Origin of the sequence: Microcoleus asticus IPMA8, assembly GCF_013179805.1 — a bacterium.
GTDB classification, from domain to species: Bacteria; Cyanobacteriota; Cyanobacteriia; order Cyanobacteriales; family Microcoleaceae; genus Microcoleus; species Microcoleus asticus.
This window is the reverse complement of sequence record NZ_SRRZ01000062.1, coordinates 11,913-28,377: the sequence shown is the minus strand read 5'-3', so window position 1 is coordinate 28,377 and position 16,465 is coordinate 11,913. Positions and strand designations below refer to the sequence as shown.

Genomic DNA, 16,465 nt, shown 5'->3' with positions numbered 1-16,465 from the left:
ACTGCGTTGCGGTGATCAGTTAGATAAATTGATGTCATGTCCGGTCGATTAACCATGATTAAACTTTTGCCTCCGGCCACCAACAGAAATGAGCCAAACCACTGAGCGAGCTGTTTGAGATTTAACACTTTTCGACACCGCTGGAATAAAACTGCTTCTAATTCATCTTGCGTTTTTAAAACAGTGCTTAGCTATCGGTTCATTTGTCTGCAGGCCACAGTCTTTCTGCAGGTTGCAGTTCGGGTGAATGTGAAGGCAGATAATATAAATGTATCCCCAAGGGGATTTTCACGCTTTCATTCAAATACCATCGATCTCCATCCACTACTAAAATAACTCTTTTTTTCGGCCCTACTTTCCAATGTCGATATCTCATCTGCTCAAACTCGCTCGAAAAGCTGGCTATTGACAAAGGGTAGTATCCACTCTTTTGGTTTCTCCGGTACTCGGATGTACAAAACCATATAACCACAACCATTGAAACCGCCAGTTAACAACAGCCGTATATACTCAGATGAGGCGCGATCGTAATTCGTTTTGGGTTTCTTTATTTGATGGGGGTGGTGTTCCTGCGGATTATATCACGGTCGATCGACCGGACATAATATAAGGTGACAGTTTTGTAGAAATCTCAATATTCTGGACCAGCAGCAGATTTTGGGTGATCGAACTTGATGCTAGGAAAGGAAAACTTTTTTACGAATTTGGTAATTGCGTCTTTGCGACCTTTGAGGCAAACTGCGGCAGAAGCCGAAAGCCCGATCGAACAATTAACACTTAAGCAGGTTGTGGCGCGGTTTGTGAAGGACGGGAAGATTGGCACAGAACAGGATGTCGATGCCGCGTTTTTGGATTTGTAAGTTAAAGGTCGATCGGCAACACTGGCAAATAATACGTCAAACTCGGCTATTGGGGGCGGTTTCGGGCGCTCGAAAAAAACTTTTGACTTTGGGGTTGACAGACAAAGGAAAACTTGATAAGGTAATTAAGTCGAGCGAAACAGATGCAGCGCATCAAACTTAACGCAGACACAGGATTAAAAGTTTTCAAAGCTTTCCTGGTGCTTATGATGTAATGGAACCACTCCGATCCATCCCGAACTCGGTTGTTAAACGTTGCTATGGCGAAGATACTCGGCGGGTCACTGCCCGGTAAAATAGCTCAGTGCCAGGTTAATAATAAATTAAAGCTCTTTTCCCGCAACAACGGAAAAGGGCTTTAGTTTTTTGGTGAATTATTACTCATCCACACAAAAGCAAGTCTTGGGCCTGCAGGATGCCTAACCCCTACTCTCCACAAGAATTGTTGGAGAGTTCTAACTTGCGAGTTTTGTAGAAATCTCAATATTCTGGGCCAGCAGCAAATTTTGGGTCATCGAACTTGATGCTAGGAAAGGAAAACTTTTTTACGAATTTGGTAATTGCGTCTTTGCGGCATGAGAGGCAAATTGCGGCAGAAGCCGAAAGGGCGATCGAACAATTAACACTTAAGCAGGTTGTGGCGTGGTTGGTGAAGGACGGAAAGATTCGCACACAACAGGGTGTCGATGTGGCTTTTTTGGACTTGTGAGTTAAAGGTCGATCGGTCCCAGTGGCAAATAATACGTCAAACTCGGCTATTGGGGGTGGTTTCGGGCGATCGAAAAAAAGTTTTGACTTTGGGGTTGACAAACAAAGGAAAACTTGATAAGGTAATTAAGTCGAGCGAAACAGATGCAGCGCATCAAACTTAACGCAGACACAGGATTAAAAGTTTTCAAAGCTTTCCTGGTGCTTATGATGTAATGGAACCACTCCGATCCATCCCGAACTCGGTTGTTAAACGTTGCTATGGCGAAGATACTCGGCGGGTCACTGCCCGGTAAAATAGCTCAGTGCCAGGTTAATAATAAATTAAAGCTCTTTTCCCGCAACGACGGAAAAGAGCTTTAGTTTTTTGGTGAGTTACAGATATTTTTGACACTCCCGGGCGCGAACGCACGGGGATTCTTGAGACTTATAAGTGGAAAAATGATCCGTACTTTTGATGCAAAATCGTTATACAGATTTACTTGTTCGGTATCAACCAAAACGGATCGCAAATAAAGCAGAAAACGAGGCCGCGATCGCTCTCGCTTGCGAACTGGAACACCGCCCTATGCGATCGCTGGAGGAAGACCTATTTCTGGAGCTTTTGATAACGCTGATTGAAAAATTTGAATCTGAAAATTATCCAATTCCCGCAGGAAATGCTGCTTCAATGTTGCAACATTTAATGGATGCGAGAAATTTGAACAAATCCGATTTGATTCCTGTTTTGGGAACGGAAACAGAGGTTGATAAAGTTTTTGTTAGCGGAAGGGTGATCGAAATAGATGAAGCCAGGAAGTTAGCCGATTTTTTCCACATGGATATTAGTTTGTTTTTCTAATCGCGAGCTGCTACTTGTTGAGTATGAGTTGCTGATATTCGCTCTCCGGCTGATGATTAGTCATTAGTTTTAAGCGATCGACTTCCTCGAACCTTTTTGCCCAAGCTTTAGCAATATCGTCTGGGAGTTTGGGTTCAGCTATTCTATTTTGGTGCTTGTGCATCACAAAGTCGAGGAAGTCGTTGACTTCTGGCAAGAATGATTCTGGAAGTTGCTGCAATAAGGGCGATCGTAATATCACGAATACTCATCATAATTGCCCATTGCAGTCGTTTTTATTTTAATACAATCATAACAACATCGTGCTTATGATGTAATGGAACCACTCCGATCCATCCCGAACTCGGTTGTTAAACGTTACTATGGCGAAGATACTCGGCGGGTCACTGCCCGGTAAAATAGCTCAGTGCCAGATTAATAATAAATTAAAGCTCTTTTCGCGTAACAACGGAAAAGAGCTTTAGTATTTTGGGGAGTTATTAGTCAATTGATAGCTCAATTAATAGAGTTCCCAGTTGATAATCTTCCATGCACTGTTTGGTGTGCCCCTCATTTCGGGTTCTCCTTTTGAATTCTCATTGATCAAGCGAAAATCAAAGAACTTCTTTACCTCTTTTCCATATTCTTCAAATACTAACTCGGTTGAAATGGTTGACAAACCCGGTGCACTATCAACTATTGAGATGAACTTAAATGACTGTAAAGTTTTAGATTCAAAGATTTTACGAATACTTGTAGGCGCTTTTTTAACGGGTGGCCCCAGCTTAACCGATAAATACTTAGCCATATAGCCGTAGTTTTTCTGTTCCCAGGATCTAAAATATTCAGCAAGCCGCTTCTCAGGAGTTGCATCAAGGAATCGATCTGGGGAACCAGTTTCAGGAACATCAACACCAACTGTAATATCTCTAGATCTCCACTGCTCCAACTTTTCTCTGCTTACTTCATTTTCACATTGTTGTTGTTGAATTTCATTCCATGTTTTCTGAGGTTCCTCTGGTGGAGGCTCAATCAGTCCCTTTTCCACCTTTAATGCCCAATCATGAGTGGCAAACAAAGCTGCCCAAGTTTTTGCTGCGACCATTTTGTTATCGTAACCAAGATCCATACCGTGCATGATTCCGTTACGATATGGAATATCTATTGGCTCAATTCTAGTCGTTTTTCGACTTGTTTGAAAGAGATTTTTTAATACTTGCAAGCCTAGACTATGAGCCGAAATAGAATCCCATGCTGTGAGATCAACCCCTTCAGCAAAGAAGCCGCGCCGTTTCTCGTATAGTTCATTTACTAAACCATCCAGCAATGCCAGCACGACTGGAACACAGGCATGATAGCGTTCTTCCTCGTAATCGACTAAGGCTTTTTGGGCAAGGGGTATTCGTGGGCGGAAGGCATGAATCTCCTTCATGGTTTGCAACTTCCACCTAACTGTTCCTGCGCTGTAATAGTTCACTAAGTCGGTTTCTGCACCATCTATATCACCTGAGTCCGCTTTTGCGATCGCTGCCTTAGCCACCTCAAGGTTGAGTAAGTCATAAATAATCCAGCCCCGTAAAGCAAATAAGTCATTGAAACGATCTGGAATTTGGGACATCTCTTCTATTTGACGAACAAGATCATCAACCTTATCTAAGGCATCATCCATTTTTTTTTCATCAACACCCAACAATTTTAGGAAAGGACGGCAGTAAGGCATGATGCGCTTAAATGCAGCCATATCTCTCGCATTTTTGAGAGCTTTAGCCATGCTGGGAATGTCCTTAATCAGAGAGGTATCTATATCCATAAGATGTTAATTATTAATACAAACGTAGGAAAAGCATCAGTATCCAATAAAATTTTATTTATGACCTATATTTCTTCATATCCTCAAGCGGCTCATCAAAGTCATCGGGCAGCGGTAGAACAAACATTCCTTTCATTGTTCCGACAACTCGACGCTTCTTTGTAGGCTTTTCTTGAGTTGAGTTTTTAGCCTGCTTTTCTATCAAAAACTCAATATAATGAAGGACTTCTGTCTGAAGAGACTCAGGGAGTTCTGCTAATTTTTCTAAAATGACTGGCTGTATCATGTTTCTACTCGCGATCGATACCCATCAACTCCATTAAAGCACCAACACCCAACCTCAGCAACAGAATACCCCCTTTTCTAGTGCGATCGCCCCGCAACCCAAATCCCGATCCCCACACGAGCACTAACACCATCATCATTGTGCAACTTGCCTAAAATCGCCCGATCGACTATTCTTCCTAGTAGATATCATCTTGATATAACAACCAACAAAAACATGACAGCAATATTGCCACCTTGGATAGTTTTAGACTCCCTTTTGCACAACTGGCTACTAGAAGATATCGGTAGGGGCGATCGCACAACATCCGCCTTATTTCCCGCAAACAGCATCCAGGGTACGGCTAAATGGATTGTCAAAGAATCTGGTGTCATTGCCGGATTGCCAATTGCCGATCGCACATTTAAACTTTTAGACAGCAGCCTCAGTTTCATCCCCCAAGTACCCGAAGGAAAACTGTGCGAAAAAGGAGAAGTAATTGCCGAGATTTCCGGCAATTTTGATGCGCTGCTAACGGGAGAAAGAGTAGCATTAAACTTGGCCATGCGTTTGAGCGGCATCGCTACTTTAACTCAGAAATATGTTGACAAAATTGCCGATTTGCCCGTGCAATTAGTGGATACCCGCAAGACGACGCCGGGATTGAGATTGTTGGAAAAATACGCAACTCAAATCGGCGGTGCTTGCAATCACCGGATGGGATTAGATGACGCGGTGATGATTAAAGACAATCACATTGCGGCGGCTGGGGGAATTGCAGAGGCGATCGCCCTAATTCGCAATTCTATCCCCTATCCGCTGACAATCGAAGTCGAAACCGAAACTCTGGCTGAAGTAGAAACGGCTTTGCAGCACAAAGCGGATATTATCATGTTAGATAATATGTCCTTTGATTTGATGCGGCAGGCTGTGGCAATAATTCGCGAAAAGAGCGATCGGGTAAAAATAGAAGCTTCCGGCAATGTTACTTTAGAAACAATTAGAAGTGTAGCCGAAACCGGAGTTGACTATATTTCTACCAGTGCTCCGATTACGCGTTCGACTTGGCTGGATTTGAGTATGAAAATCAATAGTTAGTTGACTGTTGACTGTTGACTGTTGTGATATCAAATCAGGGTTAAATACTCCCTTTATCTCTTAGTCTCGCGTTGCCCGGACTTCGTTTGTGTGCTCGCGTTGGTAGCGGTTTCAACCGCTTAGCGATAAAGAAGTTAATGAACCCGGATTTAGTATCATTAGTCAGTAGTAACAAGGCCAAATTCCAATTCCCAGTTCCCAATTCCCAATTTCCAATTTCCAATTACTTCGAGATAAAATGAACCCAAAAATTCCCGTCAGGTATACAGAGGCTGCGGATTAAGCGATAGGGATAGTGCAAGTAAGCACCGCTGACACTTGTATCGTAGCCACTTCGGAACCACTCGCCATAAGGATCGTGAACGAAGAATCCCTCGCTGTCGTAGCCGGCGGCAACTATAATGTGACCGAATGATGTGAAGTATCCGTGGATGACAGCGGGATTTCCGCTGGCTAGCCAATCTTGAACGTCATCAATAGTTGCATTCTCGGTAAAGAAATCTTGAGCGCCGTAATCTTTAACAATCTGCGCTAAATCGTAGGGGTCCCAGCGACTGTAACCTTTGGCGATCGCATATTCATAGAGTTCGTCTTCATATTGCCCGGTTTTTTGGCGCTGTGGCACCTTCAAAAAGTCCAGACACATCGCTAATGAAGTTACATTGCAAGAACCTGTAGGATTGTTCAAGTTATCCATTTGCGATCGATAAGGAATGCCAAGCCTGACAGTTGGGGGATTCGGTTTGGGATAAAACAGAACCTCGTCTTGAGTAATTTGAGCGTGTGCTCCGAAAACATACCAAATCCCTGAATCTTTGAAAGACTCGTTGCGGAGAGCAACTCTGATGTGACCGCGAGCCGGAGCAAAAGCCAGGATCTCAAACTCTTTTCCTGCTGGTATGAATTGTTTTTCCGAGTCCTGAAGTTGAGAAGACGCCAGCGGTTTTGATTTTAAAATCGTGTCTCTAAGCGTTTTCAGAAGCAGGGGATGTGTAGGAATGTCCCCTGGTTTGGTTTCGATCAGCTTTTTGGCTGTGACTGCTCCCAAAAAACCCGGTTCGCCGCACTTCATCAGAGTTTGAAATCGGTGGAGGGTGGCGGTAGAGAGAGGACCAAATTGGAAGTCTACGGGAGGTTTGAGTAAACCCATGTCAATAAGGCGACTTTGAATTTGGCCGCTGAGTTCGTCGTCAGCAGCGATTGCTTTGGCATCGTACCTAATTTTTGAGTTTAGAAAGTTTTGTAATTTCATTCTTGTCTGCCCGCGTCAATCGATTTTAGATTTTCGATTTTAGATTTTCGATTTTAGAATTACGACCGCAGATAAATCCGGTGGCCCCAGACCCAATTGCTTGATTGTCAATAATTCCCAGTCGATCCTCTCATAAAATTACGGTGATTTTACAGATCGTCCCTACCTTAAAGGCTTGATATTAATTATTTGATACAAAACCTTCAAGGCGAGAGCCGATCGAATTTCAGGCACTATTGACTAAAAATCCCTGGTGCCCGTTGATATTGTTTCCGCAGAATGCCGAATGCCGTTGGATGCCTCAAAAGCAGAGGGAGGGCAGAATTCCCCTGTTGAGGCGATCGTCCGATTTATGCTTCGTCCGGGCGAATTACCACAACACCCATTGCATCGGGAGACAGATATTTGACGGCGGCTTCTCGGAGATCCTGCGCAGTCTGAGCTTGGATGCAGGCTGCATAGTTGAGGGCGGGAGCGATATCTCCTAACATCGACTGATAGTAACCGTACAAACTTGCTCGATCGCTCGGAGTTTCGTTACCAAAGATAAACCGATTTGCTACTTGAGTGCGGATGCGGGAAATTTCGGCATCTGTCACCAGTTCGGTTTGGAGAGTGCGGATGTGTTGGACGATGGCGGCTTCCACTGCTGGCAAGTTTTCTGTCGGTAGTTGAGCGGAAATTGAGAATACGCCGCCGAGTCGCTGAGTCATGTTGCTGACCGAAATTGACGAAACTAGCCCTTTTTCTTCGCGCAAATCATGAACCAAGCGAGTTGTGCGGCCGTGACCCAAGATTGTCGCCAAAACGTCCAGGGCATAAGTCTCGGACATTTCCATGAAACCTGGCACTCGCCACATCACGATCAGTCGCGCTTGCTGAAGGGCAGAGTCTACAAATTCGCGGCGGACTGTTTCTGTAAACGGCGATTCTTGCCCGTAGTTCAGGGTTTGGGGTTCTGGGTGAAAGTTGCCGACATGAGGCACATTTATTTTGTTGTTTTGTGCTGTACTTTTTGCTGCAAAACTGTCTGCGACAATTTCTATTAGTCGATCGACTGGCAAATTGCCGACAGCTACCGCTGTCATGGCCCCGGGCTGATATCTGCTGCTGTGGAAATCCCGCATTTGTTGCGCTGTCAACTGTTCGATTACCGCAGTCGGGCCGAGTACCGGTCGCTTGTAGGGCAGGACTTCAAACGCTAATTCCATCGATCGCTGATAGGTGCGGCGGCGGGGATTGTCTTCCGATCGTCTAATTTCTTCTAAGACTACCAGCCTTTCGCGATCGAAGGCGTCGTCGGGAATGCTGGCGTTGAGCAACACATCGACTTGCAGGGGAGCTAGTTCGGCAAAATCTTTAGGAGCTGTGGTGATGTAGTAATTAGTGTAATCTTGGCTGGTGGCCGCATTGGTGACAGCGCCGCGCTGCTCGATCGCGCGCTCAAATTCGCCACTGGGAATGCTCGGAGTTCCCTTAAAAATCATGTGTTCTAAAAAGTGAGCCATGCCGTTAATGTCGTCTGGTTCGACGGCTGAGCCTAAATTTAGCCATACGCTGAGGTTAACAGCATCGACCGGCAAGTGTTCGGCTATAACGGTGAGGCCGTTGGGGAAATGGCGGACTGTTGGGGCGTTGAGGGGCGATCGGTGGGAGGTTTTGAGCAGGGTTGATGTCATTGTGCTTTTAAATTTATCTTGTTCTCTATATCTTAAAGGGTCTTTAAGGAAGAGCTCAGGCATTGGGCATTTGGGGCGAAAAATGCAATGGGATATGGACGGTAATGCACGCACCGAGTTTTTGGTCTCCCTGGAGCAAGTCCTGTTAACGTATTTCTGCGATCGCGATCGTTAATTTATCCTAATAGTTGCCCAAGTCCTCTGTTTTTTGGTGACAGCATTCGATGGAAAATCGAAGATTGAATAAAAACTTAGTATTTCTACAAGCAGCTTTTCAACGATTTTGGCGATCGACTTCGGGGAAAATCGGCTTAATTTTGACTGTAGCGCTGACGATCTGGGCACTGTTGGCCCCCCTACTTTCTCCTTACGATCCGGCGGTCGATCGAGATTATTTGTTGCGCTTGGTGGCTCCTAGCGCTAAACATTGGTTTGGCACCGACGGTTTGGGGCGAGATTTGTTGGTGCGGGTGTGGCACGGATTGGGGATCTCTTTACTCGTCAGCCTGGTTTCTGTGGGTGCGGGTTTAATTGTGGGAGCGCTTTTGGGGCTGGTGGCCGGCTATTTTCGGGGGTTTCTGGAAATGGCGATCGGCACTTTGGCGGATATTTTGCTAGCTTTTCCTTCGATTTTACTGGCGATCGGCGTTGTTACCGTCACCGGGCCGAGCCTGCAAAGCGTAATTATCGCCGTCAGCGTCGTGCAAATTCCGATTTACATTCGCTTAACTCGCAGTATGGTGCTGTCTCTGCGGGAACAAGAATTTGTTTTGGCTGTCAAGGCCTTGGGCGCCAGCGACTTGCGGATTATTTTTCGCCACATTTTGCCGGGAAGTCTCGCGCCTCTAGTTGTACAAGCAACTCTTTCAACTGGTACGGCGACACTAGAAGCTGCCGGTTTGGGTTTTTTGGGTTTGGGCGCACAGCCACCCCTTCCTGAGTTGGGGACGATGCTTTCTGATGCTTTTAAGGGCGGATACGCTCTTTCGTCTCCTTGGACTATTTTGTTTCCCGGTTTGCTGATTACCTTGACTGTTCTGGGTTTCAACCTGTTGGGCGACGGCCTGCGAGACGTTTTAGACCCCAGATCCAATGCTGCGGCAAGGAAATAGCAATATTCAGGAGTTACGCAGCGGGCACAGTATTTGAGAAATACTGTGCCTCCTCTAAAAATTGTTTATGTATGCTCAAACTTTTGGCGGGATTTGAAGCCATTTCAAAGCCGTAGGCTGGGCCGCAGGCTGAGGTGATACCCGCTATGACTGCCTGCATTAAGATTGACCCGGATAGGCGGCAGTCGTGCCGGATCGCGATCGTTAATTCCGTTGCTGATTTATTGACTTTTTGCACCAGCAAACTCACAAAGGCTTGCCCCAAAATAGTCGCCATTTCCGGGCTGGGGTTAACCTGTTCGTCTGGAACGCCTTCAATGGCGATACCGCGAATGTCTGAACCATGTTGCAGCTTTTTTCAGTTATACTTTTGCATAATAATCAATAGTAACTTTTCAGCTAAGCATCAGTTTACGACAAATTTTAACCATGAATTGTTACATTTGCTACTATCAACAAGTAGGCGAGCTAAAACAGTGAGTTACAAAAGTTATTGACAGCGATCGCAAAGCATGAATTATATCAAATCCGGTTAGATATGAATGATATACAAGTGCGCTCCTCCCGCTCGCTATCGAAAACAAGCCGGGAGTGTGACAGAGTGGAAGGATTTCTCTTCTTCCCTCTTCCCTTTTCCCTATTCCTTCGATATTATGAGATTATTTCAAGGAACAAATCCGTACTTTGACCATCGTGCCACTGCTATTCAAAGCGCACAGAAATCAACTTTTTGGTAAAAGTCCACAGTTGATTTTTCAAACGCTAGTCTAGTTCTTTTGCCTACTTTCGTTTTAATAAATCCTTGGTTTGTTACCTCCCACAGAAAAATTAGGCACGGTTACGCCACTGTGAATCTTCGGTGCAATCTAAAGATACTCATTCTGAATCGCGACTATTGCAGTCATATTCTGCGATTTGAACTTTAGTTTTAGCAGTTTTCCGCGTAAAAGGCGACAGTGGTTGTTGAGTTTCCATCGAATTGAATGGTTTTGCTCCTTTTCAACGAGTCATCGACCTTAGCATCATAATGAACACAGCACAAGACCACTATAACCAGCAACTTGCTGCCGTTTACAGTTGGATGTCAGGAAATCCTGAAGCAGCGATCGAACGAAATCACGCTCTTTTTTGTCAATTGGCGCTCGACTCCGCACCGCGAGGATTAGCCATTGATTTAGGTGCAGGCTCAGGATTTCAATCTATTCCTTTAGCAAAACTAGGCTTTTCGGTAGTAGCTATAGATTTCTGTGATGCCCTACTTTCAGAGTTACGCGATCGCGCTAAACATCTTTCCATCCGTACCATTCACGACAATCTGCTTAATTTCTCGCAACACATTCAGGAACAGGCGCAGCTCATTGTTTGCATGGGGGACACACTTACACACCTAGAATCATTGAGTGCTGTCGATTCATTACTTTTGGACATTGAGCGCTGCCTGATTGAGAATGGGATGTTGATTTTAACTTTCCGCGATTATGTTTCAGCAGAGCTTCATGGAACTCAGCGTTTTATTCCTGTACAAAGTGATGAATTTACAATCCTCACTTGTTTCTTGGAGTATCAGGAAAACAGCGTAGCAGTCCATGACTTACTCTATCAAAAACAGGGCGATCGTTGGTCATTCAGTGCCAGTTATTACCAAAAACTGCGGGTCAATAAAAATTGGTTGTGCGATCGGCTATCTGAAATAGGTTTACAGGTGCTTCAGAACGAGATGATTAATGGAATGGTTTGTATCATTGCCAAGAAATTATATTAGAGACTTTATATTAGACACAATCGAGAGTCGCTGTAGTGACTGTTCCGAAATTTACAGCTCCATCCAAGGCTTAGAAACTGAAATCTCAGGAAACCTGATATGAAACTCCTCCGATGGCTGACATTGTGCTTCTTCTCCTTGACGCTCACCCTCTGGCTGGGCAGTTGCTCCTCCCCACCCCACATCCAGGCGGTGACGCTCAATTTGGGTGCGTCAGCCATGGTTCGCACTGCCGTGGAGGCAATCGATCGACTCTATCAGCAGGAACACCCCCATATCTGGTTGAATCCGACATTTGCCGGAACAGCCGTAATCCAGGCAGCCGTTGAGCAGGGAGAACCTTTAGATGGGGTTTTGTTATCCGATATTTCACCGCTGGATGCGTTGCAAGCCCAAGGGCTGATTCTGCCGGCAAGCCGTCGGGAGTTAGTGACCACCGACATTGTGGTGATTGCTGCGGCTGATTCTGCGGTGCAACTGAATGATTTGCACGAGTTAGCGAGCGATCGCCTCAAAACGGTGGCAATTGGCAACAAAGACCTGACGGTTGGCCAATATAGCCACCTCATTCTCAGTCGGTTAGGCATCCTTCAGGCAGTGGAATCCAAGGCAGTCTGGGCAAAGGTGGATGTGCGGCAAGTCTTGCGAGCCGTCGAGCAGGGAGAGGCAGAGGTGGGCATTACCTTTCTGCCCGAAGCCAAAGCTTTTTCCAAGGTCAAGGTATTAGCCACCGTATCGCCCGACCTCTATGAGCCAATTCGCTCCGGTGCCTCTGTGGTTAAAACCTCTCCCCATCCCCAGCAAATGCAGGCGTATCTGGACTTTTTAAGCAGCGATCGGGCAATGGCAGTATTTCAAAAATTTGGACTCCGCCCTCTGCGGTCTTAGATCGACGAAACTAAGCACGAGACAGACATGATGAAACAACCCTCTAACTTTCTCAAAACCGTTGCCGGGAGCCTGGGAGCAGCCACTTTCCTGGCATTAGCAGTGAGTGGAATCGCATTTTGGAGCGCTAACCGCACCTTAGAAACTAACCGCCAGATCGCCCAACATCTAAAAGCGCTCAATAGTTTGGAAGCGTTGACCAGTGCATTTCAGGATGCTGAAAAGATCCAGCGGCAATACCTGCTCGCGCAAAACAAAAATGACTTCAGGAAATTTGCGCTTCGGACGATCGATGTCGATCAAGAATTGCGACAATTGCAAACCTTGCTAGAGAACGATCCCGGCCAACAGGCAGCTACCAAGCGCCTGGAAGAATTTATCCTGCGCCGCCTGGGAGAACTCCGGCAGGGCGTGGAACTCCGGGACACGAAAGGGCTGGCGGCGGCGATCGATCGCACCCCCCCACGACTGCTCGACGAGATTACGCTGCTGACCCAGCCGATCGAAGCGATCGAAATCGTAGGGTGGCGGCAGAAACAGCAAGCTGCCACCCGCACAACCGTTGAGGCAATGATGGCATTTCTGGTGGGCATCGGCCTCAACCTAGGAATTATTCTGTGGACTTACCGCCTGATTTGCAGTGAAATCCTGAAGCGGAATCAAGCCGAAACCGACCTTCAGCAAAGTAACCAGACGTTTCAAAACCAGACTGGCCTATTGCAACTAATCCTCAACAGCATGAGCGATGGCGTGCTCGTTCTCGATGAAAACGGTCGATTCCTGGTGTTTAACCCCGCTGCCGAGCAGATGTTTGGCAAAATACCCGACAGCCAGCCGGAAGAATGGTCGGAGCAGTATGGACTGTTTCTATCCGATGGGGTAACTCCGCTTCCAACAGAGCAAATTCCCTTAGTGCGGGCCCTTCGGGGTGAGCAGGTAGACAATATCGAAATCTTTACTCGTCATCGCCATGCCCCAAAGGGCTTCTGGCTGACAGCTAGTAGCAGACCTCTGAGAGATGCCAGCGGTGCATTGAAAGGGGGAGTTGCTGTGTGCCGCGATATTAGCGATCGCAAGTCCGTAGAACTAGAGATATTGCGGGCAAAAGAAGCAGCCGAAGCCGCCAACCGCACCAAGAGCGAGTTTCTTGCCAACATGAACCACGAACTCCGCACCCCCCTCAACGGCATCCTCGGCTATACCCAAATCCTCCAGCGCGACCCCGCCACCACCGCCAAACAGATGAAAGGATTGGGGGTGATTTATCAATGCGGTTCCCATTTACTCACCCTGATCAACGACATTCTGGATCTGTCCAAGCTGGAAGTGCAAAAGATGGAACTCTATCCCCAGGATTTCCATCTGGCTAACTTCCTCTCTTCTACTGTGGATATTTGTCGCGTCAAGGCATTACAAAAAGGCGTGGAGTTTCATTACCAGCCCGCCAGCAACCTTCCCACTGCCGTCCATGCTGACGACAAACGCCTGCGGCAAGTGTTGCTCAACCTGCTCAGCAATGCGGTCAAATTTACCGATTTTGGCACCGTCACGTTTCGGGTAGAAGCGGTGGACTCAGAAGACTCAAATTCAGAACTCAAAACTCAAAACTCAAAACTTTCAAGAATTCGCTTCCAAATTAAAGACACTGGCATTGGCATTGCCCCAGAAAAACTATCCACGATTTTCTTACCCTTTGAGCAGGCAGGGAAACGCGATCGCAACATCGAAGGCACTGGACTAGGACTTGCGATCGGTCAACAAATCATTCAGAAGATGGACAGCGAAATTCACGTCGAGAGTGTAATGGGCCAGGGCAGCAGTTTCTGGTTTGAGATCGAGTTGCTTCCAGCATCGGATTGGACAACACAAAATGCGATCGCCAACCACAAGGTTATTGGCTATCAGGGCGAACGACGCAAAATTCTGGTCATTGACGATCGCGAAGAAAACCGTCTTGTGGCAGTGAATATGTTGGAACCGCTGGGCTTTAAGCTGACGGAAGCTGATAATGGGCAGGCAGGTTTTGATACCACTATCCAGACTCGACCCGACTTGATTATTACCGATGTACATATGGCGATTATGGATGGCTTAGAAATGACCCGTCGCCTGCGACAACTGCCAGACTTTGCCCAAACTCCCATCATTGCCTCCCCTGCTACTCTGTCTCAGGTGGATGTACAGGAAAGTCTGGATGCAGGCTGCAATAGCTTCTTCCCCAAACCGATCGAGTTTACTGGGTTGCTTGCCGAATTGCAGCGATATCTAGAATTGCAGTGGATTTACGAAACCGAAACAGAGGCGACTCAACCCGCTGTCAGCAACACCGATGAGGTTAGCATCATAATACCGCCTGCTGCAGAACTGGCAACCCTTTATGCTGCGGCTCAGGGTGGTTTTATGACCGATATCCAGCAGGAAGCCCATCGCTTGAAGAAATTAGCGCCGGAATATATTGCCTTTGCGAACAGAGTTCTAGAACTGAGTCAACAGTTTGATGAGGAAGGCATTCTGCATCTAATCGAGCCACGGGTTTAGCCACTTTATCGATCTACCATTGGCTATTCATCCCTTCAATATATTTAGGAGTTTGCTGATGTCAGTCTATTCTATATCTCAAGAAAACACGATCTTAGTCGTAGATGATACCCCAACCAATCTGCAAGTATTGTTTGATTTGTTGAGCGAACAGGGCTACCGGGTGGCGATCGCCAAAAATGGTGAAACTGCCCTGCAACGAGTGCAATTGTCTGAGCCCAATTTGATTTTGCTGGATGTGATGATGCCAGGGATCGATGGCTTTGAAACCTGTCAGCGGCTCAAAGCTAATCCCGCCACTCGCGATATTCCAGTTATTTTCATGACCGCCCTCTCCGACTCGGTGGATCAGGTCAAAGGGCTGAGCCTGGGTGCGGTGGACTACATCACCAAGCCGATTCAGCATGAAGAAGTCTTGGCACGGATTCGGGTGCATCTCCAACTGCGGAATGCCACCCGGATCATGGAACAGCGCACCAACGAACTCAACCAAGCCTTAGAAAGTTTCAAGCAAGCCCAAGTGCATCTAGTGCAAGGTGAAAAAATGTCTGCCCTAGCCCAATTGGTGGCGGGAGTGGCACACGAAATCAACAACCCGGTGAATTTCATTCAAGGCAACCTGAACTATGTCAAACAATACACTCAGGATCTGCTGGAGTTGGTGCAACTGTACCAGAAGCACTATCCCAATCCGGTAGCAGAAATCCGAGAGCGGGCAGAATACCTGGAGCTGGAATTTTTGCAAGAGGATTTGCGGAAGATGCTGGGTTCGATGAAAATCGGGAGCGATCGGATTGGCCAACTGGTGCTCTCCCTGCGCAACTTCTCCCGCCTTGATGAAGCGGACTGCAAACCCGTTGATATTCATGCCGGTATCGACAGCACTCTGTTGATTTTGCAACACCGTCTGAAAGCCAGACCCGATTTTCCGGCCATCGAAGTCATCAAAAATTACGGGCAATTACCGGAGGTCGAATGCCACCCTAGTCAACTCAACCAGGTATTCATGAATATCCTCAGTAATGCGATCGATGCCTTGCAGACATCTGGTGTCAGGGATAACCAACAACCTACCATTACCATCAGCACCTCGATCGGTAGTGCTAACTCGATCGCGATTAGCATTGCCGATAATGGAGCCGGTATCCCGGAACTCATTCGCTCTAAACTATTCGATCCGTTCTTCACCACCAAACCCGTGGGCAAAGGCATTGGTTTGGGACTGTCGATCAGTCATCAAATCGTCACTGAAAAACACGGTGGCAAGATTGAGTGTGATTCCACTCTGGACAAGGGCACTGAGTTTATCGTAAAGATTCCAGTGCGACAGGTCATGGCACAGGTTGCTTAAAATAAGGGTTACGGTTTCGGCAACAATTATCAATCAATTTGAATACTCTTGATCTTAGAGAATAGTAATTAGGATTTTATGGTAGTAGGACTTACTCACAAACTAATACTGTAGGGTGTGTATTACGCACCTTAACCCCTACCATAACGCATTCAACTATTTTTTGCATAAGTCCTGGATGTATTAGCTGGCGCTACTGCGAAGCTAGTTCCATTAATATCGTTATTCCCATTTCAGCCACCGATAAATCATCATTTGCTGCATCACCGTAATTCGAGAGGATAGCTACTCCTATTTGCTCGCTTTTGTCAAAACCAATGAA

The 16,465-nt window shown here is 46.5% G+C and carries 16 protein-coding genes and 3 rRNA genes; 12 read left to right on the top strand and 7 right to left on the bottom strand.

Annotated features, from left to right (window positions below; translation table 11 throughout):
• Nucleotides 1-671: 671 nt before the first annotated feature.
• From E5S67_RS17355 to E5S67_RS17335, 5 genes are all read left to right on the top strand, one after another.
• Nucleotides 672-860, top strand: a complete 189-nt coding sequence (locus E5S67_RS17355) for a hypothetical protein (RefSeq protein WP_216670536.1) — start codon at nucleotides 672-674, stop codon at nucleotides 858-860.
• A gap of 196 nt (nucleotides 861-1,056) precedes the next feature.
• Nucleotides 1,057-1,173: ribosomal RNA gene (gene rrf, locus E5S67_RS17350) — 5S ribosomal RNA — on the top strand.
• Between the two features lie 207 nt (nucleotides 1,174-1,380).
• Entirely contained in the window at nucleotides 1,381-1,569 is a 189-nt protein-coding gene (locus E5S67_RS17345; RefSeq protein WP_216670535.1) for a hypothetical protein, read from the top strand.
• A 196-nt stretch (nucleotides 1,570-1,765) separates the two neighbouring features.
• Nucleotides 1,766-1,882: ribosomal RNA gene (rrf, locus tag E5S67_RS17340) — 5S ribosomal RNA — on the top strand.
• Nucleotides 1,883-2,025: 143 nt separating this feature from the next.
• A complete protein-coding gene (locus tag E5S67_RS17335) occupies nucleotides 2,026-2,409 on the top strand; it encodes a helix-turn-helix domain-containing protein (protein ID WP_216670531.1) in 384 nt (127 codons plus the stop codon).
• 10 nt (nucleotides 2,410-2,419) lie between these two features.
• Here the strand turns inward: E5S67_RS17335 and E5S67_RS17330 are convergent, their stop codons facing one another.
• Complete coding sequence (locus E5S67_RS17330) at nucleotides 2,420-2,650, bottom strand: hypothetical protein (protein WP_339382895.1); 231 nt, start codon at nucleotides 2,648-2,650, stop codon at nucleotides 2,420-2,422.
• Between the two features lie 57 nt (nucleotides 2,651-2,707).
• Between E5S67_RS17330 and rrf (E5S67_RS17325) the strand changes: the two genes are divergently transcribed.
• Nucleotides 2,708-2,824 (top strand): 5S ribosomal RNA (gene rrf / locus E5S67_RS17325).
• An 84-nt stretch (nucleotides 2,825-2,908) separates the two neighbouring features.
• Here rrf (E5S67_RS17325) and E5S67_RS17320 read toward each other — a convergent pair.
• The 3 genes from E5S67_RS17320 to E5S67_RS34050 are packed head-to-tail and all read right to left on the bottom strand — an operon-like array spanning nucleotide 2,909 to nucleotide 4,623.
• Complete coding sequence (locus E5S67_RS17320) at nucleotides 2,909-4,198, bottom strand: hypothetical protein (protein ID WP_216670530.1); 1,290 nt, start codon at nucleotides 4,196-4,198, stop codon at nucleotides 2,909-2,911.
• Nucleotides 4,199-4,256: 58 nt separating this feature from the next.
• A complete protein-coding gene (gene vapB / locus E5S67_RS17315; RefSeq protein WP_172189352.1) occupies nucleotides 4,257-4,484 on the bottom strand; it encodes a type II toxin-antitoxin system VapB family antitoxin in 228 nt (75 codons plus the stop codon).
• Between the two features lie 4 nt (nucleotides 4,485-4,488).
• Nucleotides 4,489-4,623: a hypothetical protein gene (locus tag E5S67_RS34050; RefSeq protein WP_281363549.1), complete on the bottom strand. Its 135-nt coding sequence runs from the start codon at nucleotides 4,621-4,623 to the stop codon at nucleotides 4,489-4,491.
• Between the two features lie 77 nt (nucleotides 4,624-4,700).
• Between E5S67_RS34050 and nadC the strand changes: the two genes are divergently transcribed.
• Nucleotides 4,701-5,561, top strand: coding sequence for a carboxylating nicotinate-nucleotide diphosphorylase (gene nadC, locus E5S67_RS17310; protein WP_172189350.1), 861 nt, complete (start codon nucleotides 4,701-4,703; stop codon nucleotides 5,559-5,561).
• Nucleotides 5,562-5,784: 223 nt separating this feature from the next.
• On the opposite strand, the gene E5S67_RS17305 is transcribed toward nadC, so the two are convergent.
• Together E5S67_RS17305 and E5S67_RS17300 are read right to left on the bottom strand one after the other, a co-directional pair.
• The gene (locus E5S67_RS17305; RefSeq protein ID WP_172189348.1) at nucleotides 5,785-6,813 is read right to left on the bottom strand and encodes a C39 family peptidase; all 1,029 of its coding nucleotides are present in this window, start codon (nucleotides 6,811-6,813) and stop codon (nucleotides 5,785-5,787) included.
• 350 nt (nucleotides 6,814-7,163) lie between these two features.
• Nucleotides 7,164-8,492 carry a M16 family metallopeptidase gene (locus E5S67_RS17300; protein ID WP_172189346.1) on the bottom strand — a complete coding sequence of 443 codons (1,329 nt, stop codon included), beginning with the start codon at nucleotides 8,490-8,492 and terminating at the stop codon, nucleotides 7,164-7,166.
• A 239-nt stretch (nucleotides 8,493-8,731) separates the two neighbouring features.
• On the opposite strand from E5S67_RS17300, the gene E5S67_RS17295 reads away from it, so the two are divergent.
• Nucleotides 8,732-9,604: an ABC transporter permease gene (locus E5S67_RS17295; RefSeq protein ID WP_246276833.1), complete on the top strand. Its 873-nt coding sequence runs from the start codon at nucleotides 8,732-8,734 to the stop codon at nucleotides 9,602-9,604.
• 13 nt (nucleotides 9,605-9,617) lie between these two features.
• Here E5S67_RS17295 and E5S67_RS17290 read toward each other — a convergent pair whose 3' ends face one another.
• Nucleotides 9,618-9,938: a hypothetical protein gene (locus E5S67_RS17290; protein WP_422614757.1), complete on the bottom strand. Its 321-nt coding sequence runs from the start codon at nucleotides 9,936-9,938 to the stop codon at nucleotides 9,618-9,620.
• A 693-nt stretch (nucleotides 9,939-10,631) separates the two neighbouring features.
• Here E5S67_RS17290 and E5S67_RS17285 point away from each other — a divergent pair.
• The 4 genes from E5S67_RS17285 (at nucleotide 10,632) to E5S67_RS17270 (ending at nucleotide 16,143) form a co-directional block, all read left to right on the top strand.
• Nucleotides 10,632-11,366, top strand: coding sequence for a class I SAM-dependent methyltransferase (locus tag E5S67_RS17285; protein WP_172189342.1), 735 nt, complete (start codon nucleotides 10,632-10,634; stop codon nucleotides 11,364-11,366).
• 99 nt (nucleotides 11,367-11,465) lie between these two features.
• Nucleotides 11,466-12,254 carry a molybdate ABC transporter substrate-binding protein gene (modA, locus tag E5S67_RS17280; protein WP_172189340.1) on the top strand — a complete coding sequence of 263 codons (789 nt, stop codon included), beginning with the start codon at nucleotides 11,466-11,468 and terminating at the stop codon, nucleotides 12,252-12,254.
• 27 nt (nucleotides 12,255-12,281) lie between these two features.
• Nucleotides 12,282-14,792: an ATP-binding protein gene (locus tag E5S67_RS17275; protein ID WP_216670529.1), complete on the top strand. Its 2,511-nt coding sequence runs from the start codon at nucleotides 12,282-12,284 to the stop codon at nucleotides 14,790-14,792.
• A 58-nt stretch (nucleotides 14,793-14,850) separates the two neighbouring features.
• Entirely contained in the window at nucleotides 14,851-16,143 is a 1,293-nt protein-coding gene (locus E5S67_RS17270; protein WP_172189338.1) for a sensor histidine kinase, read from the top strand.
• Nucleotides 16,144-16,465 lie beyond the last annotated feature (322 nt).

Coding starts and splice junctions, on each gene's coding strand:
- E5S67_RS17335 (WP_216670531.1), top strand. CDS start 2,026: ATGCAAAATCGTTATACAGATTTACTTGTTCGGTATCAACCAAAACGG.
- E5S67_RS17320 (WP_216670530.1), bottom strand. CDS start 4,198: ATGGATATAGATACCTCTCTGATTAAGGACATTCCCAGCATGGCTAAA.
- vapB (WP_172189352.1), bottom strand. CDS start 4,484: ATGATACAGCCAGTCATTTTAGAAAAATTAGCAGAACTCCCTGAGTCT.
- E5S67_RS34050 (WP_281363549.1), bottom strand. CDS start 4,623: ATGATGATGGTGTTAGTGCTCGTGTGGGGATCGGGATTTGGGTTGCGG.
- nadC (WP_172189350.1), top strand. CDS start 4,701: ATGACAGCAATATTGCCACCTTGGATAGTTTTAGACTCCCTTTTGCAC.
- E5S67_RS17305 (WP_172189348.1), bottom strand. CDS start 6,813: ATGAAATTACAAAACTTTCTAAACTCAAAAATTAGGTACGATGCCAAA.
- E5S67_RS17300 (WP_172189346.1), bottom strand. CDS start 8,492: ATGACATCAACCCTGCTCAAAACCTCCCACCGATCGCCCCTCAACGCC.
- E5S67_RS17285 (WP_172189342.1), top strand. CDS start 10,632: ATGAACACAGCACAAGACCACTATAACCAGCAACTTGCTGCCGTTTAC.
- modA (WP_172189340.1), top strand. CDS start 11,466: ATGAAACTCCTCCGATGGCTGACATTGTGCTTCTTCTCCTTGACGCTC.
- E5S67_RS17275 (WP_216670529.1), top strand. CDS start 12,282: ATGATGAAACAACCCTCTAACTTTCTCAAAACCGTTGCCGGGAGCCTG.
- E5S67_RS17270 (WP_172189338.1), top strand. CDS start 14,851: ATGTCAGTCTATTCTATATCTCAAGAAAACACGATCTTAGTCGTAGAT.